14 protein-coding genes and 1 pseudogene are annotated in these 17,272 nt (G+C 60.3%); 12 read left to right on the top strand and 3 right to left on the bottom strand.

Translation table 11 applies throughout. From position 1 onward, the window contains the following. The first annotated feature begins 137 nt into the window (after nt 1-137). The 4 genes from HALAL_RS0103110 to HALAL_RS0103100 all read left to right on the top strand — a co-directional run bounded on the left by HALAL_RS0103110 (nt 138) and on the right by HALAL_RS0103100 (nt 3,735). Nucleotides 138-1,229: an adenosine deaminase gene (locus HALAL_RS0103110; protein ID WP_025272603.1), complete on the top strand. Its 1,092-nt coding sequence runs from the start codon at nt 138-140 to the stop codon at nt 1,227-1,229. Between the two features lie 488 nt (nt 1,230-1,717). Then, nucleotides 1,718-2,428, top strand: a complete 711-nt coding sequence (locus tag HALAL_RS17955) for a polymorphic toxin-type HINT domain-containing protein (RefSeq protein ID WP_156937575.1) — start codon at nt 1,718-1,720, stop codon at nt 2,426-2,428. 65 nt (nt 2,429-2,493) lie between these two features. Beyond that, nucleotides 2,494-2,652, top strand: coding sequence for a hypothetical protein (locus HALAL_RS18410; RefSeq protein WP_156937574.1), 159 nt, complete (start codon nt 2,494-2,496; stop codon nt 2,650-2,652). Between the two features lie 6 nt (nt 2,653-2,658). Next, nucleotides 2,659-3,735 carry a hypothetical protein gene (locus HALAL_RS0103100; protein ID WP_025272601.1) on the top strand — a complete coding sequence of 359 codons (1,077 nt, stop codon included), beginning with the start codon at nt 2,659-2,661 and terminating at the stop codon, nt 3,733-3,735. Between the two features lie 69 nt (nt 3,736-3,804). Here the strand turns inward: HALAL_RS0103100 and HALAL_RS16440 are convergent. Further along, nucleotides 3,805-4,835 (bottom strand): annotated as a pseudogene (locus HALAL_RS16440) (IS630 family transposase). Nucleotides 4,836-4,994: 159 nt separating this feature from the next. Between HALAL_RS16440 and HALAL_RS0103090 the strand changes: the two are divergent. The 5 genes from HALAL_RS0103090 to HALAL_RS0103070 all read left to right on the top strand — a co-directional run bounded on the left by HALAL_RS0103090 (nt 4,995) and on the right by HALAL_RS0103070 (nt 10,580). Continuing rightward, a complete protein-coding gene (locus HALAL_RS0103090; protein WP_025272600.1) occupies nt 4,995-6,242 on the top strand; it encodes an amidohydrolase family protein in 1,248 nt (415 codons plus the stop codon). Nucleotides 6,243-6,719: 477 nt separating this feature from the next. Beyond that, complete coding sequence (locus HALAL_RS0103085; protein WP_245598024.1) at nt 6,720-7,430, top strand: ubiquinone/menaquinone biosynthesis methyltransferase; 711 nt, start codon at nt 6,720-6,722, stop codon at nt 7,428-7,430. A 71-nt stretch (nt 7,431-7,501) separates the two neighbouring features. Next, the gene (locus HALAL_RS0103080; RefSeq protein ID WP_025272598.1) at nt 7,502-8,581 is read left to right on the top strand and encodes a coiled-coil domain-containing protein; all 1,080 of its coding nucleotides are present in this window, start codon (nt 7,502-7,504) and stop codon (nt 8,579-8,581) included. 75 nt (nt 8,582-8,656) lie between these two features. After that, nucleotides 8,657-9,895, top strand: a complete 1,239-nt coding sequence (locus tag HALAL_RS0103075) for a hypothetical protein (RefSeq protein ID WP_025272597.1) — start codon at nt 8,657-8,659, stop codon at nt 9,893-9,895. 133 nt (nt 9,896-10,028) lie between these two features. Then, entirely contained in the window at nt 10,029-10,580 is a 552-nt protein-coding gene (locus HALAL_RS0103070) for a hypothetical protein (RefSeq protein WP_025272596.1), read from the top strand. A 61-nt stretch (nt 10,581-10,641) separates the two neighbouring features. On the opposite strand, the gene HALAL_RS0103065 is transcribed toward HALAL_RS0103070, so the two are convergent. Both HALAL_RS0103065 and HALAL_RS0103060 read right to left on the bottom strand, forming a co-directional pair. Then, complete coding sequence (locus HALAL_RS0103065) at nt 10,642-12,207, bottom strand: glycoside hydrolase family 13 protein (RefSeq protein ID WP_025272595.1); 1,566 nt, start codon at nt 12,205-12,207, stop codon at nt 10,642-10,644. A 22-nt stretch (nt 12,208-12,229) separates the two neighbouring features. Then, on the bottom strand, nt 12,230-13,225 hold the full coding sequence (locus tag HALAL_RS0103060; protein ID WP_025272594.1) for a LacI family DNA-binding transcriptional regulator: 996 nt from the start codon (nt 13,223-13,225) through the stop codon (nt 12,230-12,232). A gap of 208 nt (nt 13,226-13,433) precedes the next feature. Here HALAL_RS0103060 and HALAL_RS0103055 point away from each other — a divergent pair, with 208 nt between their 5' ends. From HALAL_RS0103055 to HALAL_RS0103045, 3 genes are read left to right on the top strand one after another with little or no spacing between them, the layout of a single operon-like run. Then, nucleotides 13,434-14,720 carry a sugar ABC transporter substrate-binding protein gene (locus HALAL_RS0103055; RefSeq protein ID WP_025272593.1) on the top strand — a complete coding sequence of 429 codons (1,287 nt, stop codon included), beginning with the start codon at nt 13,434-13,436 and terminating at the stop codon, nt 14,718-14,720. A 44-nt stretch (nt 14,721-14,764) separates the two neighbouring features. Next, nucleotides 14,765-16,309: an ABC transporter permease subunit gene (locus tag HALAL_RS0103050; protein WP_245598022.1), complete on the top strand. Its 1,545-nt coding sequence runs from the start codon at nt 14,765-14,767 to the stop codon at nt 16,307-16,309. Continuing rightward, nucleotides 16,306-17,187, top strand: a complete 882-nt coding sequence (locus tag HALAL_RS0103045; protein WP_025272591.1) for a sugar ABC transporter permease — start codon at nt 16,306-16,308, stop codon at nt 17,185-17,187. Before HALAL_RS0103050 ends, HALAL_RS0103045 begins: the two co-directional genes overlap by 4 nt. Nucleotides 17,188-17,272 lie beyond the last annotated feature (85 nt).

Genomic DNA, 17,272 nt, shown 5'->3' with positions numbered 1-17,272 from the left:
CGAGACGGGGTTGCGTGGAGGCGTTTTTCGTAGGGCGCTGGTTGGCCGATTCCGCACCGAGGTTCGGCAGTAACTCGCGCGGCCCCATGACGCTCCGCGTCAAGAGAGGCCGCTGTCGGTCACCTACAATTTGACGGGTGACTGAGAATATTACCTTGGCTGACATTCAGCTCGCACCGAAAGTGCTGCTACACGACCACCTGGACGGCGGATTGCGTCCGCAGACGATTGTAGACCTGGCCGGAAAAATCGGTCATAAGCTTCCGAAGCAGGAACCAAAGGACTTGGCACGCTGGTTCGCCGACTCCGCCAACTCGGGTTCCCTCAACCACTATCTGGAGACCTTCGCTCAAACCACAGCCGTCATGCAGACGGCTGACGCCCTGCGTCGGGTGGCCAGTGAAGCGGCGCAGGACCTCGCTTCCGACGGTGTCGTCTACGCCGAAGTTCGTTTCGCGCCCGAACAGCATCAGGACCGCGGCCTGTCGCTCGAGCAGGTCGTCGAAGCGGTTCTAGACGGTTTTGCCGAGGGTAAACGCCAAGCCGCCAAAGACGGGCATACCATCGTCATCGGTACGATTCTTGACGCCATGCGGCATAAGGATCGTTCCATGGATATCGCCGAACTGTGCGTTGAATACCGTGATCGTGGCGTAGTGGGGTTCGACATCGCCGGCGGAGAGGCCGGCAATCCACCCAGCAAACACCTCGAGGCCTTTCAGTACCTTAAGCGAGAGTCCTTTCCCTTCACCATCCACGCCGGCGAGGCAGACGGGATGCGGTCCATTTGGGAAGCGGTGCAGTTGTGCGGCTGCAACCGGATCGGGCACGGTATCCGCCTGCTCGAAGATATTCCGTACATTGACGGCGACCCGGTTCCCGGGGATCTGGCGCACTATGTCCGCGATCAGCGGATCGCGTTGGAGCTGTGCCCGTCGTCCAACATTCAGACCGGTGCCGCGAAGAGCATCAAAACCCACGGCATCGATCAGCTCGATCGACTCGGTTTCCGGACCACGGTCAACACGGACAACCGGCTCATGTCGAATACGACGTTGTCGCGTGAATTCCATCTGCTGGTGTCGGCATTCAACTGGGACTGGGCGACCATTGAACGTCAGGTGTTGAACGCGGTGAAGTCGACGTTCCAGCATTACCCGGAACGCGTTGAGCTGATGGAAAAGACGATACTGCCGTTCTTCGCCGATAAGAAAAACCAGGCTGATTAGCCGGCGGTGCTCGAACTTCGATAATTTGGCGTGCCGTGACACATGTTCCACGGCATCGTTGACGGCCGCTTGAGTAAAGGTATCCGGGTGCGAACGGACCTGCACTCGAATAAACCATATTGGGGCGGTACCGGATTCGTCCGGCACCGCCCCAAGCCATATCGTTATCCGGTGATCATGCGTGCGTCTTGACTTCTAATTTCCAGTCGACGGTATATCCGCCGCAGAAACTGCGATATAGCACAGCTCATGGATTCGCCGCATGTCGATGGACAGTAGTCCCCTCACGATTGTGCACTGGTAGAGTTGTACGCAAATATTCCGAACTGCAACACCAGGGTCCTCCATCATGGATTTCTCCAATGGGCGTTTCAACCGCCCCAAAGTCTCTGTACAACCACGTCGCGTCGGCTTAAGGCGAACTACTTTCTTAGCTCAAATCAGATAGTATTCATGCGAGTATCGTGGTTCCAGGTTCGGGTGTCGTGATGGCCGACGGTTCTACGAAATCGATCGAGAGCATCGAACCCGGTGATCACGTTCTCGCGACGGATGAAGAGTCGGGCGAGACCGGCAGCCGTGAGGTAACCACGACGATTGTAGGCGTTGGCGCCAAGGTTCTAGTCGATGTTGGTGTTGATACCGACGAAGACGGCGAAGTCGACGACACGATTACCGCTACCGACGGACACCCGATTTGGGTCGCCGACGCTGATGAGGTAGCAGACGACGTTTCCAACGGTGAGCGTTCGTTTGAGGACCGTGATACTTCGCTCGACCACCAGACCGACAGCGGTGCCGGTTCCGGAGGTGGGGGTCCACCTGTCGATGCGGGACTGACTGATTCGAGTTTTGATTCTGACTTGGCGTTGAACGCCGGAAGTGATGGTGACCTGGTCGGTGATTGGGTCGATGCGGTTGACCTTGAGGTCGGCCATCTCCTGCGGACCTCCTCTGGCACGTGGGTTCAGGTTGGCAGCCTGGATGTTCGGCACGAACAGAAGGTCGTATACAACGTCACGGTTGAAGACCACCACACCTACCATGTGGCGGTCGCCGATAGGGACTTCCTTACTCATACCTGTTCGGATAGTGCGCCTGAATCACCGGACTCTCCCGAGTCGCTTAGCAAGGATGAGGTCAAGGAAGATCTGAAGAAGATCCCGAGGAGTCCGGAAAAAATCAGAAGCGTCAGATAATTCGGCAGGCTGAAACTGAAGGAGAAATTGAGGACCTCTGGAATAGATATTCGGTGGGATGTCAGGTGATCAACATTAACTCCAATAAGAAAAGAGCGGATGGTCCAGAAGGAGATATTGTGTTTTTTCGTTTTGATATTGAGTCGGGAGGTTCTACATTGAACTTTAATCCTAAAGATGGAAGTAAAGAAAACATAGTGCATATTCCGAAGCCTGGTAAGTAGGAAGCCATGGAATACTTTGAAAGCCTAAAGAGAGCTATCCTCGTTGATTCCGTGTTGGAAGCTGAAGATGTCGGACCGGGAGAGCATGAACTTTATTCTCTTGGAATAATGGTCTATTCCGTTTATCGGTTTGGTCGTGAAGGGATTGTATTCCACGATGAGTCGCGCCCGGAATTTCCTGGAATATTGTATGACGGAAAAGTGCCATCCGATCCTGACCCGAAGGACTTGGAGGGCGAATGGGTTTACGACGCGGTTCGAGATGCGTTCAATGCGATTATAGCTCTCCTTAAAGAGGGCTATGCGGTTATCCACTACTGCGAAGACAAGTATGACAATATGGCCGCACAGATTGCAGCACTGGAAGAGTGGGTGCGTAAGCTACCGAATTCCTACTGGGCAACCAACGATTACTGGATACAGTTTGCGTCGACTGAAAAGGCATATCGCGAAAAGTCCGCTATCTATCGTGAGATCGCTGCAAAACTGCTGTTGCGGCGTATGGCGCAGAACCCCATTAGTCTGATGGAGGTTGAAGCATTGGCCGCCGTTTCTGTACACAGATACCTCACACTACCTTGGTTCGCGGCTGAGGTGGACTCTCCGGTCGAGTATTTGCCGGAGTTGGTGGAAGGCTATCCTTTTGAACTGACCGATTTCGGGGGGTTTTTGGCAAAGCGTCGCGAGGTGAGGGACGTTGCGCGCTTCCATCGTGGCGAGTCAGCGCTGATCGGTTTGGAAACCTTGGAGATACTGTCAGATCAGGGGTTGCTGGTGATGCGGATCGACGGGGACGTTGTCGAACGTCTGCCACGGTTTGAATCGGTTATGGACTACGTTACCTGGGGAAAGAACATCCTGACGAGACTGAGTATTTTCTTGACGTCCGCTGGTGAAGAGTATGGGGAGCTGTTTCGTCGTGATGAGCTCGGGTGGTGTGGCGAACCGGCGTTTTCCGAATGGCCGGATGATCGGATTGATTGGGATGTACCGGGTTCGCGTCCGTGGTCGTATGCCGATTCGGAGGACGACTGGGTAAAGTACTGTCGAGATCGTTTTGGAGACGGCTCAATGGAAGACTAGTTGCGTGAATGCCTCTGCAACCTGGCATTTGTATGGAGGTAGATCATAGTTAGTGATATTGAGTCGGAGCTAGGTGGTTCTTAGTGTGTATCTGACGTGCTTGCCGTGGAAGTATGATTTGATTCGGTCGCTTTGCTTTTGAACGCTCCAGAAGAACGACCGTACAGCGGCTTTCATCCGTCGTACATTGGTTATGGACTGGTCGGCCAGATCCCGTCTGAGGTCGGCGTTGACCATCTCGTCGGGGTTCAACTGAGGAGAATATGGAGGCAGAAAGTGCAGTTCAATCGCCTCCGAACGGGTGGCTACCCAGTTCCGGACGGCATTAGACCGGTGTACGGAGTGTCGTCGAGCACGAGGTGGATGGTCGGCTCCACTGTGGTGATCAGGCGGTTGAGGAACGTCAGGAACACGTCGGTCGTGAAAGAGCCTTGCCAGGCGGTGAACATCATCGTTCCTTGCATGGAGATGGCGCTCATGGCGTTGATGCCGAATCTGTTTCCCGTCTGGGGCAGAACCGGGGTATGGGCCCGGCGTCCCCAGGTGCGGCCATAAAGGTCGGAGTGGATCCCGACCTGGTCGGCGAAGACAATCGGCGCTCCTTCGTCTGTCGGTCTCTGCCGCAGCAGAGGCCAGGACTGTTCGACCCACACGCGCTGGGATTCACAATCGGCCTCCACGGCGCGCTTGTCCGGGCGCTGGAAGCTGAACCCCCACCGTGTCAGGAGTTTGCGCATGCCTCGATCGGTGTAGATGGCTCCGAACAGTTCTCTGGCCAGGCCGGCGACTGAACGGGCGGTCCAGAGCCTGCCGTCCATGCCGACATCCTCAGGCGTGTGTGTATCAGGAGACTGTCGAGGATGGCCTTTTCTTCCCAGGCGGACATTCTGGTGCCCTCGCCAGGCCGGCGGCCCGGGGCCCGGCCGTCGCGACCGGAGCGCGTCCCCTCCTCCCTGTTCGTATCGGTCTTGCCAGTTGGCGATGGAATTGGTCGATACGCAGAACACTCGGGCGGCCTCATCAGGGTCCATGCCGTTAACGACAGCGTGCATCACGCGCAGGCGCAGGGCTTCTTGGGCGACAGGCGACAATCGCCGCATGTCCATGCCGGGAGAATCATTCATATCAAGGACCAACGAATGAGGAACGATCAAGTTCCGCCTCAATATGCGCAGTAGGATGCGGGATCCGATCAAGTTTCTGTTTACCCCTTGGACCGGAGTTGGTGGGTTTCCCTCTCACGCTCTACCCTCGAAGTCATGCACATTTATGCCGCTCCCATGGTTCTTCCCATCGGACGTGACCCGATCGCCGATGGTGCCGTCGCGGTGGACGACGACGGATATATTGCCTATGTCGGGCCCGCCGACGATGCTCCCGACGGTGAAGTGACCCGATTCGACGGAATGCTTACCCCCGGGTTGGTGAATGCCCACACCCACCTTTGTTACAGCAGCTACACCGACATGTACGAGTCCGACAAAGAGTTCTTTGAATGGATTCAGCAGTTCGCGGTGCGCAATCCAGAAATGGACGAGAACGACTGGGCCGAGTCGGCCCGGGCGGGTGTACAGGAATCGCTGCGCCATGGGACGACGGCCGTGGCCGACATCGTCACCCCTGCTGCGGCGTTCCCGGCCCTGCTCGATTCACCCCTGACCGGCATTCTGTACTGGGAAGCGCTGTTTCAGGACGACACGACGTGGGAGACGAACCGTAGCGAGTGGCGCGACGTCCTGACCGAAACCCGGGCGACCAAACACAATGACGATATCGCCATCGGCGTGAGCCCACACGCCCTCTACACCCTCTCGAGCTCGGTCGCTTCGTCACTCGCCGAACTGGCGCGAACCCTGGAACTGCGTCTCCACCCGCACCTGGCGGAGTCAGGGCACGAGGACCTTTACGTGCGGCGCGGGGCGGGCCCGTTCTCTTTCATGATGCGGCGCGCCGGTCTCACGATGGATCTGTCAGAATCGCGCGGCGCCGATCATTCCCCGGCCGTGGAAGCGGACAAGCTCAACTGGCTGGGCGACGATTGCCACGTTGCCCACGGCGTCCATCTCGACGCCGAGGACCGTCGTCTACTCCGCGAGGCGAATACGTCGGTGGCGCTCTGCATCCGGTCCAACCAGCGTTTGGAAGCGGGCGTGCCGCCGGTAGCGGCCTACCGCGCGGAGGGCAACTCCATCGCCATCGGTACAGACTCCCGAGCCTCGTCACCCGATCTGGACGTGGCGGGGGAGCTGTTGCCTTTGCGGCAGGCGGCCCTGTCCCAAGGCGATTCCGGTGAAGGCCTCAGCGAATGGCTGGTTCGTGCGGCTACTCAAGGAGGCGCGCGTGCTCTAGGCCGCGACGATATCGGTGAATTGGCGGAAGGCAAACGCGCCGACCTCGCGCATTTCGCGATCAAACCGGGCGATAACCCGTACCGCAGTTTTGTGGAGAAATCCGCCGGACAATGCACGGCGACGGTGACAAAAGGGCGTCTTCACAAGCACGATTGATCCGGATTTTCATTTAATGTGGACGGCCGGGGCGCCTGGGTGCCCCGGCCATAGCTGTATCCGCCTCGGCGGGGTGCACCGGTTATGCGTCAACATGCGCTTGATAGAATAATTACACACTCAGCGGTAGCCATTCGGTACTCGGCCTGTCGCTTCTTTGAAACGGTAATTCGGAACATTCAGCTCGTGCCGGTACAAAATTGCTTCGAAAATGTGACTGTCTGCACTAAATTCCTATCGCTTTGATTACGTAGCATAACGGTTCGGAATCAAGCATGGAATTGGGAGATCCCTTCCGGCATCCTGGAGACATAACAAATAATAAAAGACCTACTGGCGGGTCGCGTGTCTACCACCCGAGTCCCCCTGAACCGCACTCCCCCGGAGGGCACGCGGCCCCCAGCCCCTTGATCCGCCGGATTCCACACACGTGGGCTCCGGCGGATGTTTTGTATGTCCGTATGCAACCCTGGTTACGTGACCGAACCACGACAAAATCCAGAACCCTCGCCGACCGTTTCGAACAAGGCGGCACCACGGGTCGCGGCCATGTTCGATCGAGTGGCTCCCAAATACGATCGCACCAATACGATTACCTTCGCGGGCCAGGACAAGCGCTGGAGGCGATTGACTCGCGAGGCGCTGAGCCTGCGGCCGGGCGAGCGCTGCCTGGACCTCGGTGCGGGCACCGGGGTCTCGACCGCCGAGCTGGCCGCCTCCGGGGCCGACGTCATCGGGGTCGACATCTCCATCGGTATGATGCGCGAACACGGCAACCGTGACGTACCGTTGGTGGCCGCCGACGCCACGGCCCTGCCGTTCGCCGACGATTCGTTCGACGCCGTCACCGGTATGTTCTTTATCCGCAACAGCAACGATCCCCATGCAATACTTCGCGAAGCTTATCGTGTCCTCAAACCCGGTGGGCGACTGGTGTTTCTGGAAACGTCGACTCCCGTGAACAAGGTGACCAAACTGGGCCACCGCGTGTTCGTCAAGCACCTTCTTCCTTGGGCCAGCAAAATCGTCTCCTCCGACCCGGAGGCGTATAAGTACCTGGCGGAAACGACATTGGAATGGCCCGACCAGAATTCCTTCGCCCAGTGGATCATCGCCGCCGGATACCGTAAGGTCGCCTGGCGGAACCTGGCCGGTGGTTCGATCGCCATGCACCGTGGCTTTAAATAGTCTGTCCGTATTGGATCTCAAATGGACCCGCGCCCGTATTCCGAACAATGAGCGACGACTAGACTGAGGCGATGGCACAGGAAGTCACTCTCTGTAAGCGATGTGGAAAGCCGATCCCGCAACAACGAGGCAGGGGACGGCCTCGGATCTATTGCCCCGAAGGCGATTGCGCGGGACAGGCCAAGCGCCAACGCGAACTTCGGCGTGCCACCCCCGGCCTGGAAGGCGCGCTGGCCCGCGCCGAAGAGCTGTACGAACACGTCGAACAATCCTTGACGTCGGCGTTGGCCCCCTTGGCGGAAGCCCTCCAGGCGGAAACGGACCCCGCCGAAGTGGAGGCCCGGCTGGCGCGCGTGCGCGCCGAAGCGGCCGATGCCGTCACCGCCGCTCGCGCCGAACGCGATGAACTCACCTCGCGGTTGACCGACGCCCAGGCGGAGAACGAACAGCTCCGCCACGATCTTAAAGCCGCCCAGGAGGTCACCGAGGAGGCGGAAAAGCGGGCCAAGGAAGCCGTCGACGCCGGTGTGGCGTTGAAACGTGAGACCGAGGAACGGATTCACGCCGCCGAGGAGACGGTCGCACAGGCCGAGGAACAGGTGACCGAGGCTGAAGCGGAACGCGACCGGGCCCGGAGTGAGGCCGAGGCGTCGCGAACGGCCGCCCGTCAAGCGGAAGAACGTATGCGGTCCGCCGAGGAGTCGGAAGACGTAGCCCGCCAGGCGACTCAATCGGCACAGGCGGAAGCGGAGCGACACCGCGCCGCAGCTGAGCAGGCTCGCGCTGAGGCGCATGAAACCGTGACGCGCGCCGACGCCGAAGTACAGCGAGCTCAAGAACGCATGCGGGTTGCCGAAGACGAAACCGGACAGGCCAAGTCGACGATTTCGGAGCGCGATGAGCGCATCGAAGAGCTGATCGGGCAGTTGGCGGTGGCTCGGCACAACGATGCCCAATTGCGGGAGGAACTCCAGCAGGCGCGCACTCGCGGTGACGAACTTGCGGAAGCGAAGACCCGTTTGGACGTCAAGCTGGATATGGCCCGCGAGGAAGGCGTGGCTTTGTCAACGCGGAACTCCGAGATCGAAGCGGAACTGAGGGAATTGACCTCCCGTATCTCCGAAATGGAATCGACACCAAAAGAGAACTAACCATCAGCCATGTGTTGCCTTCGCGTCAAACATAATTCATTACATGTTCATGCACGGTTCGTAACATCGGTAACCGTGGTTACAACAGCAACGATACCGAGTGACACCGTCGCTTCCTGGCAGGGCCATGAATACGACGCCCGCCTGTTGGCCGACGGTGCCGCCTATGAACTGTTCACACCCTATCCCGCCGAAGGTTTCACACCGTACGAGCGCTGCTTCCACCGCTACGTGCACGGAACCGAAGTCATTCAGCCCGACGAGCCCTACGTGGCCTATCCCGACGTACCGCTGTCACTTCCCATCCATTCCCATACCGACAGCGTGACGCTCCAGAACCTCACTCAGAAGGTCAATCTGACCGCCCCGGAACGCGACCTCGTGCGGAACGTACGCAGCACCGCCCGCGTCCGACGCGGCACGCGCATGATGAAACCGATGAGCGCCGCCCAAGTCTCGCGGCAACTCAACTCCGCCGCCACGGTGTCGGGAATCTGCTTCCGCGAGTTCGACACCGCACATCTGCGCCTTCCGGAGCAACGCCAGGCGCTCGCCGGAGACCCCGACATCGGAGCGACGATCTCCTACGCCCTGAGATGGAACGCCGTATCCGAGACCGACTACGTGCCCACCGACGTCACCACCTTCCCCGGACTGCCCGGACTCCGCAGCCGCGAGCGCCGGGGCGCGCTCATCGTGGGAACCGGATTCCTCCCGTCGCCGACCGAACTGGTTCCCGAGTTCGCCACCGCCGATTTCGCCGAGATCCCGCTGACCAGTGGGGCCGAGATCGTCGCCTATACCGGTCAAGGGGAGGAAGTACCGCTTTTCCAGTACCAAGCGACCTCAGGTACTTGGGAACGCATGGCGGGTTCCCAATGGCGTCGCCTGCTCGGCGGAATACCCGGCAACACCGGTAACCGCACTCGGTTCTTCGTGGAACCGAACCCGTGGAGCGGACTGGTGGCCGTTCACGAAGGGCGGCAGGTAGCGGCGATCGCGGATCTGGGGTTCGGGCGCAACCGGTTCGACAACGACGTCTTCGTTACTTTCCTTCCCGGCAACACCACGCCTACGACCGTCGCGGCGCCGCAGCGTTTCTACGTCAAGGCCACGTGGAAGGGGGTGGACTGCGTGGTGGTGGACAATCGCGACGAATGGCTGCGATTGCGTCTCGTACAGCCCAATATGAACGATTTCGCGCAGCTGAACGTGAATGCGGTCGAACGCGGCGTATACGAACGCTGGGCACACAGTGGTGAGGTCGTCGACCGTCACGCCGTAGCGATCTACTATTGCCCGTGCCTCGCTTGACAAGGAGTTTTGAACCACCGCTTCAACTGGATATTTGCGAGGGTGGCACACACCTGTAATCCTCGAAGGACCTGGTTGTTCCATATCCAGCGGATCGACCACCACCGCACAGCACCATCGAGGAGACCTTCGCATGGCACACGAGAACACGGCCTCATGGCATTACGGGCCGCTACCCGCCACCGATGACGCCGCCGCCTGGATCTACGGCATCATCCCGGACGGTTGGATAGCCGGGCTACCCGAGCTCACCGTGGACCGCGACGAAATGATCATCGTGTGCCCCCTGCCGGCTCCCGAACATCCCGGCGACGCCACCGACTCCGACCGCGCCGCGACCGAAGAGGGCCGTATCTCCCGCTTTCGTGAAGCGACCCGCGACCTTCGCGTTCAAGTGGCCCAGCAAGTTCAATACCGCTATCAACGGCAAGCCTCCTGGGGCGCGCGCTGTGGGGGAACCACCATGGTCTTCACGCACCAGTCGGTTCCCGTCACCGCTCGTCTGCGACAGCCCGAACGACTCGTCCTCGACACCCTCGTCGGTTCGGGTGTGGCGTCCTCGCGGTCGGACGCGCTCGCCTGGTGCGTGCGGCTGGTGGAACAACATGCCGAGGACTGGTTCGCGGAATTGCGTGACGCTATGACCAGTGTCGACGAACTGCGTCGTCGGGGGCCGGGCGTTTAAATTCGAGGGAAACACATTGAGCCGCACAGTAGGGCTGCGCGGCTCAATGCAAACGACGAGGCTACTTCAGCCACACGGCGGCATTGCCGGGGAGATTCCCGTTCTCCACCGCCTGGGTGGACAGGGCGATTTCGCGGCCTTCCATGAGGTCGGCGATGGAGACGGCCTCGGAACCGAAGTTGGTCACTGAGACCAGGGCTCCGTTGTCAAAGGCCAGTACGTCCGACTTCGAATGTGGGAGCCAGGACACCGTCCCGGAACGCTCCGCGCGGGTCTCGTGCCGTAGTGCGATCGCCCGACGGTAGAAGTTGAGCGTGGAGTTCGGGTCGTCCTCTTGCGCGGCAACGGACTTCTCGCCCCATCCCTCCGGCTGGGGCAGCCACCCGGAGGCGTCGCCGAAGCCGAGCGACGGTCCACTGTTCTCCCAAGGCAAGGGAACACGACAACCGTCGCGTCCGATCTGTTCGCCGCCGGTGCGGTGGAACGTGGGGTCCTGACGTACGTCGGCGGGCAGGTCGAGGACCTCGTTGAGTCCCAATTCCTCGCCCTGGTAGACGTACACCACGCCCGGCAGCCCCAGCAGGAACGCCGTGGCCGCGTGGGCCCGCGCCAGACCGACCTCACCGTCGCCGTAGCGGGTCACATGACGCTGCACGTCATGATTGGACAGCACCCAGGTGCAGGGAGCGCCCACTCCGGAGTTGTTGGCGATTTCGGTGTCCACGGCCGTCTGGAACGCCTCGGCCTGGAAATCGGCCAACACCAGGTCGAAGTTGAACGCCTGGTGCAGTTCGTCGGGGCGTAGGTACAGCGCTCGCCGTTCGGCGGAGTCGGTCCACGCTTCGGCGACGAAGATCCGGTCCCCGTCGTACTCGTCGATGATGGGACGCCATGAACGGTAGATGTCGTGGACGCCGTCTTGGTCGAAGAAGGGTGCCTGCGTCGTGCCGATCATTTCGATCGAGCCGTCGCCGCCGGTGTCCGGAAGCCCGGGGGCCTTCACCATTCCGTGGGCGACGTCGATACGGAAGCCGTCCACACCGCGATCGAGCCAGAAACGCAAGATGGATTCGAACTCCGCTTTCACCTCCGGGTTGTCCCAGTTGAGGTCGGGTTGACTGGAGTCGAACAGATGGAGGTACCACTGTTTTCCGTCGTCGGTCTTCGACCAGGCACGCCCGCCGAAAATGGACTGCCAATTGTTGGGCGGGGTGTCGGGGTCGCTCGGGTCGACGTCGTGGAAGTGGTAGCGCTCCCGTTCCCGGCTCCCCGGCGACGCCTGTAGAGCCGCTTGGAACCAGGCGTGGTCGCTGGAGGTGTGGTTGGGAACCACGTCCACGATGATGCGAATGTCGTTGTCGTGGGCGGTTTTGAGCATGTGGTCGAAGTCCGCGAGGGTACCGAACCGCGGGTCGATGTCGCGGTAGTCGGCGACGTCGTAGCCCGCGTCGTTCTGCGGCGAGGTGTAGAAGGGGGACAGCCAGATCGCATTGACCCCGAGAGCGGCGAGGTAGGGCATGCGTTCGGTGACGCCCGGCAGATCGCCCATGCCGTCGTCGTTGCCGTCCTTGAACGAGCGGGGGTACACCTGATAGATGACGGTGTCCTGCCACCATTTGAGATCCATACCGGAGTGTCCTTTCTGGAGGTTACGTGCGCGGTGCGCCGGTTGAGGAACGAACGATGAGTTCGGTGCGAAAGAGGTACTCCGCTGTCGGAGTGGAGGCTCCGTCGATGGCTTCGAGGAGCGCGCGGGTGGCGGCGGTGGCAATGTCACGCACCGGTTGCCGCAGAGTCGTCAGTGACGGAGAGGTGTGGGAGATGAGGGGTGAGTCGTCGTAGCCGACAATCGATACGTCCCCGGGGACCGACAGGCCCCGGTTTTGGGCCGCGCGGACGGCACCCAGGGCCATCATGTCCGAGCCGCAGAGTATGCCGGTCACTCCCTTGTCCAGTAGCCGTTCGGCGGCGGCGTAGCCACCCTGCTCGCTGAAGAGGGTCAACTCGATCCGCTCGGGGCCGATGTCGCGCATGCCCTGTTGGTAGCCTTCGATCTTGCGTTTGACCGGCCAGAATTTTTCCGGTCCGGAGATGAGCCCGATATCGCTGTGCCCCAGGCTGACGAGATGTTCCACGGCAGTGCGGGCCGCGTGCGTGTCGTCGGCGCTGAAGGTCGGGGCGTCGATGCCCTTGGGCTGTCCGGTGATGAAGGCCAAGGGGAGATTCTTGTCGATGAGTTCGTGATAGCGATCCACCTCGGCGTGGGTATCGGAATTGAGCCCGGAGACGAACATGATTCCGGCGACTCCGCGCTCGGTCAGCATGTCGATGTATTCGTCCTCGCTGACCCCGCTGGGGGATTGGGTGCAGAGTACCGGCGTGTAGCCGGAGCCGGAGAGGACCGTGGTGATCGTCTGGGCGTAGAGGGGAAAGATGGGGTTGTCGAGTTCGGGGACGATCAGTCCGATGAGGCCGACGGCATGCCGCCGGAGAGTGGGCGGACGTTCGTAACCCAGAACGTCGAGGGCGGTCAGCACGTTGTTCCGGGTGCGAGTGCCAACTCCGGGTTTGTTGTTGAGGACCCGGGAGACGGTCGCTTCGCTGACGCCGGCCTGTTCAGCAACATCGGTGAGTCGTAGGCGCATGGTTTCCAGAGTAGCGTATCTGAAAGTTGTTAACAATTTGGTTGCAAAGATTTCCAGTACTTGCAACATTTTGATGGTGTGGGTAATGTCAATTACACGAGACATTCACGCATGTGGTGTGGATATCTTAATTAGCCTGCGAAGATACACCTTGCGGTGTTCCTTGAAGCGGCCGCAAGGATGATCTCAATGAGGAGAGACTGAACCCATGCAGCGAAAGCAAACCACAAGCACCCCACTTCTGTTCCATCCGCGTGCCTGGGGCGCGGGGATCGCCGCCTCCGCCCTGCTCGCCACTTCGGCGTGCGGAGGAGGCGACGACGACTCCAACTCAAGTGACGAGGGGACCGACTTCGACGGTCAGGAACTCGTCATCTGGGCCGACGAAACTCAAGGGCCGATCATCAACGACGCCATTGAGGCCGTGCAGGCCGATTACAATATCGACGTCGAAGTCAAGGAATACGCCGAAGAACTGCAAGAGTCCTACCTTGCCGCCATCGAACAGGACGAGGGCCCCGATATCGTCGTAGGGGCTCCCGACTGGGCCGGTGCGCTCGTCTCCGCCGGAGGGGCCGAACCGATCTTCCTCGACGACAAGCAGCGCGACGCGATCAACTCCACGGCCGTCAGCGCCTATACGGTGGACGGGCAGGTTTACGGTTTCCCATATGCCGTAGAGAATCTGGGGCTCATCCGCAACACCGAACTGGCGCCCGAGCAGCCCGAGACCTTCGACGACCTTCTGGCCGACGCCGAGGCCGCCGGTACCGATCGCAGTTTGATCGTGCCGCAAGGCAAGGACGGCGATCCCTACCACGCGTATCCGCTGTACTCGTCCATGGGCGGCTACCTGTTCGGATACGACCCCAGTGAAGGGTTCGACGCCGATGACATCGGTATCGACTCCCAGGGCGGCATCGACGCCTTGGAGAAGTTCGCTGAACTGGGGGCGGACGACGTTCTCTCCACCTCGGTGAACCACGAGAACGCCTTCGAACTGTTCACCGAAGGCGATGCGCCTTACCTGATCTCCGGGCCCTGGGCCATCAACACCGTTCGTGATGCCGGAGTCGACTTCGAGGTCGGCGCCATCCCCGGTTTCGACGGTCAGGAGCCCGCCGCTCCCTTCCTCGGGGCTCAAGGCTTCTATGTCAACCCGGAGGGCGACAACAAGGCCACCGCGCTTGACTTCGTCACCACCGCATTGATGGACGAGGAATTCATCGACATCCTGGCCGTGGACGGTAACCGCGTCCCCGCCCACTTGGAGGCCGCCGAGAGCTACACGGACGGCAACGATGTGGCCGCCGGCTTTGCCGCCGCCGGTGAGGACGCCATCCCCATGCCGAACATTCCCGCCATGGGAGCCGTTTGGGAGCCGCTGGGGCGTGCCATCGCCGACGCGGTCGACGGAGCGTCTACCGGTGAAGAAGCAGCCGAGACCGCTGCTCAGGTGGTACGTGAACAAGTCGAATCTCAAAAAGCCGAGTAACCCCCGAAAGTGAGACGATGACCAAGCGCACTGAGACTTCGGCTGTGGCTCAGACAGCCCGCGCCAGCACGACCGTCAGCGGAGCCCTTCTCAAAATCGCCGCACTTGGTCTGGCAACGGCCCTGGCTGTCTGGGCCGCACTGCCATTGATCAGCAAACAGGCCTGGGGTTGGCTGATCGTCGAAGCGGCCGTAGTAGCTATTGTCTACTACGTTTACCTGCAACGTCGCTTCATACCCCTCAAATACCTGGTTCCGGGAACGCTTCTGCTTCTGTTCTTCCAGATCGTCCCGGTCATCATGACCGCCACGACCGCCGTCACCAATTACGGTGACGGTCACCGACTCGATAAAGACGGAGCCATCGACGCCACCATCGCCGCCGGGCTCCAACGCGACCCTGATTCACCGACGTATCTGTACGCCGTGGGGGAGTCCAGTGAGGGCGACCTCGCCTTGTTGCTCACCAATACCGCCGACGACAGTCGGTGGGTGGGGGACAACGAGGGCCTCGACTCTCTCCCCGATTCGGAAACGGACGTGGACGCGGAGGGGCGCATCACCGATGCCGAAGGCTATCGGATCTGGCCGAAGACCGAGGTCAACGAGCGAATCGACGAAGTGGAGGCCATCGCCGTGCCCACCGATGACGGTGGCGGCATCAACGTGCAGGGCTTCACCGCCTTTGAAGGCACCTCCAGTCGAAGCTACGATGCCGAATGCGATTGCATCACCGACTCCGCCACCGGGGAAGTGTGGACGGCGAACAACGATCGCGGTGCCTTCTACAACGAGGACGGGCAACGCGCCTTGGCGGGTTGGAAGGTCAATGTGGGCCTGGACAACTTCACCAAGGTCTTTACCGATCCCGACATCCGTAATCCCTTCGCTCGGGTATTCCTCTGGAACGTCGGTTTCGCCGCCGGTTCGGTACTGCTGACGTTCATGTTGGGCCTGGCCTGTGCCATGGCGTTGAACAAACCGGACATGAAGGGCACCAAGCTCTATCGCACGATCATGATCCTGCCGTACGCGATGCCGGCGTTTGGGATGTTCATGGTGTGGGAGCAGATGTTCAACAATGAATACGGCCTGATCAACAACGCCTTGGGGTGGGACGTCAACTGGCTGTCCGGAGTGTGGACGGCGCGTTTCATGGTGCTGTTCATCAATCTATGGCTCGGATTCCCGTACATGTTCTTGATTTCGTTGGGGGCCTTGCAAGCTCTCCCCAGCGACACTCTGGAGGCGGCCCGTATCGACGGAGCGAGCGGCTTCCGGGCGTTCCGTTCGATCACCCTGCCACTGCTGCTGGTATCGCTGACTCCTCTGTTGATCTCGGCGTTCGCCTTCAACTTCAACAACATCAACGCCATCATCCTGACCACCGGTGGTCATCCCTTGCGGGTGGGCGACGAGGTCGGTGGCACCGACCTGTTGATCAGCTATACGTACCGTATGGCGTTCGAAGGTGTGAATCCGGATTACGGTTTCGCCGCAGCCATCAGTATCTTTATCTTCCTCATCGTGGCGACGATGTCGGCGGCGATGTTCCGCTTCACCGCTAAGCAAGAAGAGGTGTTCCAGTGAGCCGTACGACTAACAAGCCGCCGTTCCGCAAATGGCTCAAAACCAACGGTTGGCGCCATGCCGTGGCCGTAGTGGTGTGTCTGTACGCCCTGATTCCGATTCTCTACATTGTGGTGGGAGCGTTCAATCCCAAGGGCACCCTGCCGTCGGAAAGCCTGATGCCCAACGGGTTCAGCCTCATCAGTTTCAAGCGGCTGTTCAGCGATCCGCAGACGCCCTTCCTGGAATGGTATGGAAACACAATCGTCATCGCCTGTACGGCGGCGTTTCTCTCGATTCTGGTGTCCTCGCTGGCGGCATACGCGTTCAGTCGTTTCCGATTTCGTGGGCGCCGCCCGTATCTGCTGTTTCTCTTGCTGATTCAGATGTTCCCCGCCTTCCTTGCCATGGTGGCGTTGTACATTCTGTTCAGCAATATCGGCGATTACTACCCGGCCATGGGCCTCAATACCCGGCTGGGCCTTCTGATGGTGTACATGGGTGGTGCTCTCGGCGTTTCCACCTGGCTGATGAAGGGATTCTTCGACACGATTCCCAAGGAGTTGGACGAAGCGGCGCGTATCGACGGTGCCAGCCACGCCCAGATCTTTTTCCGGGTGATCCTGCCTCTGGCGGCGCCGATCATCGCCATTTCCGGCATCCTCGCCTTTGTGGGCACCATGAACGACTTCGTGTTGGCGTCGGTCTTCTTGACCGACCGCAGCGAATGGACGCTGGCTTTGGGACTGAAAACAATGGTGGGGGAGCACGCCGATCAGAGTTATCGCGGCATGTTCGCCGTGGGAACGCTATTGGCCTCGGTATTGACCGTCACCATCTTCCTCAGCCTGCAGCGCTATATCGTCTCCGGATTGACCGGCGGAGCCGTGAAGGGCTAGCACCGGCACAGACCGTCCAGTTCGGCTCGGGCGGGACCGTAACGGGTGCGGCGACTCCTCCCAGTCGTCGCACCCGTTTTCGTAT

The organism is Haloglycomyces albus DSM 45210 (assembly GCF_000527155.1).
Classification (GTDB): domain Bacteria; phylum Actinomycetota; class Actinomycetes; order Mycobacteriales; family Micromonosporaceae; genus Haloglycomyces; species Haloglycomyces albus.
Note: the sequence above shows the minus strand (reverse complement) of the source record. Positions and strands in the feature narration are given on the sequence as shown.

Excerpts from the sequence above, each read along its gene's own strand:
- HALAL_RS0103100 (WP_025272601.1), top strand. The coding sequence starts at position 2,659 with ATGGAATACTTTGAAAGCCTAAAGAGAGCTATCCTCGTTGATTCCGTG.
- HALAL_RS17955 (WP_156937575.1), top strand. The coding sequence starts at position 1,718 with ATGGCCGACGGTTCTACGAAATCGATCGAGAGCATCGAACCCGGTGAT.
- HALAL_RS0103060 (WP_025272594.1), bottom strand. The coding sequence starts at position 13,225 with ATGCGCCTACGACTCACCGATGTTGCTGAACAGGCCGGCGTCAGCGAA.
- HALAL_RS0103090 (WP_025272600.1), top strand. The coding sequence starts at position 4,995 with ATGCACATTTATGCCGCTCCCATGGTTCTTCCCATCGGACGTGACCCG.
- HALAL_RS0103065 (WP_025272595.1), bottom strand. The coding sequence starts at position 12,207 with ATGGATCTCAAATGGTGGCAGGACACCGTCATCTATCAGGTGTACCCC.
- HALAL_RS0103070 (WP_025272596.1), top strand. The coding sequence starts at position 10,029 with ATGGCACACGAGAACACGGCCTCATGGCATTACGGGCCGCTACCCGCC.
- HALAL_RS0103080 (WP_025272598.1), top strand. The coding sequence starts at position 7,502 with ATGGCACAGGAAGTCACTCTCTGTAAGCGATGTGGAAAGCCGATCCCG.
- HALAL_RS0103055 (WP_025272593.1), top strand. The coding sequence starts at position 13,434 with ATGCAGCGAAAGCAAACCACAAGCACCCCACTTCTGTTCCATCCGCGT.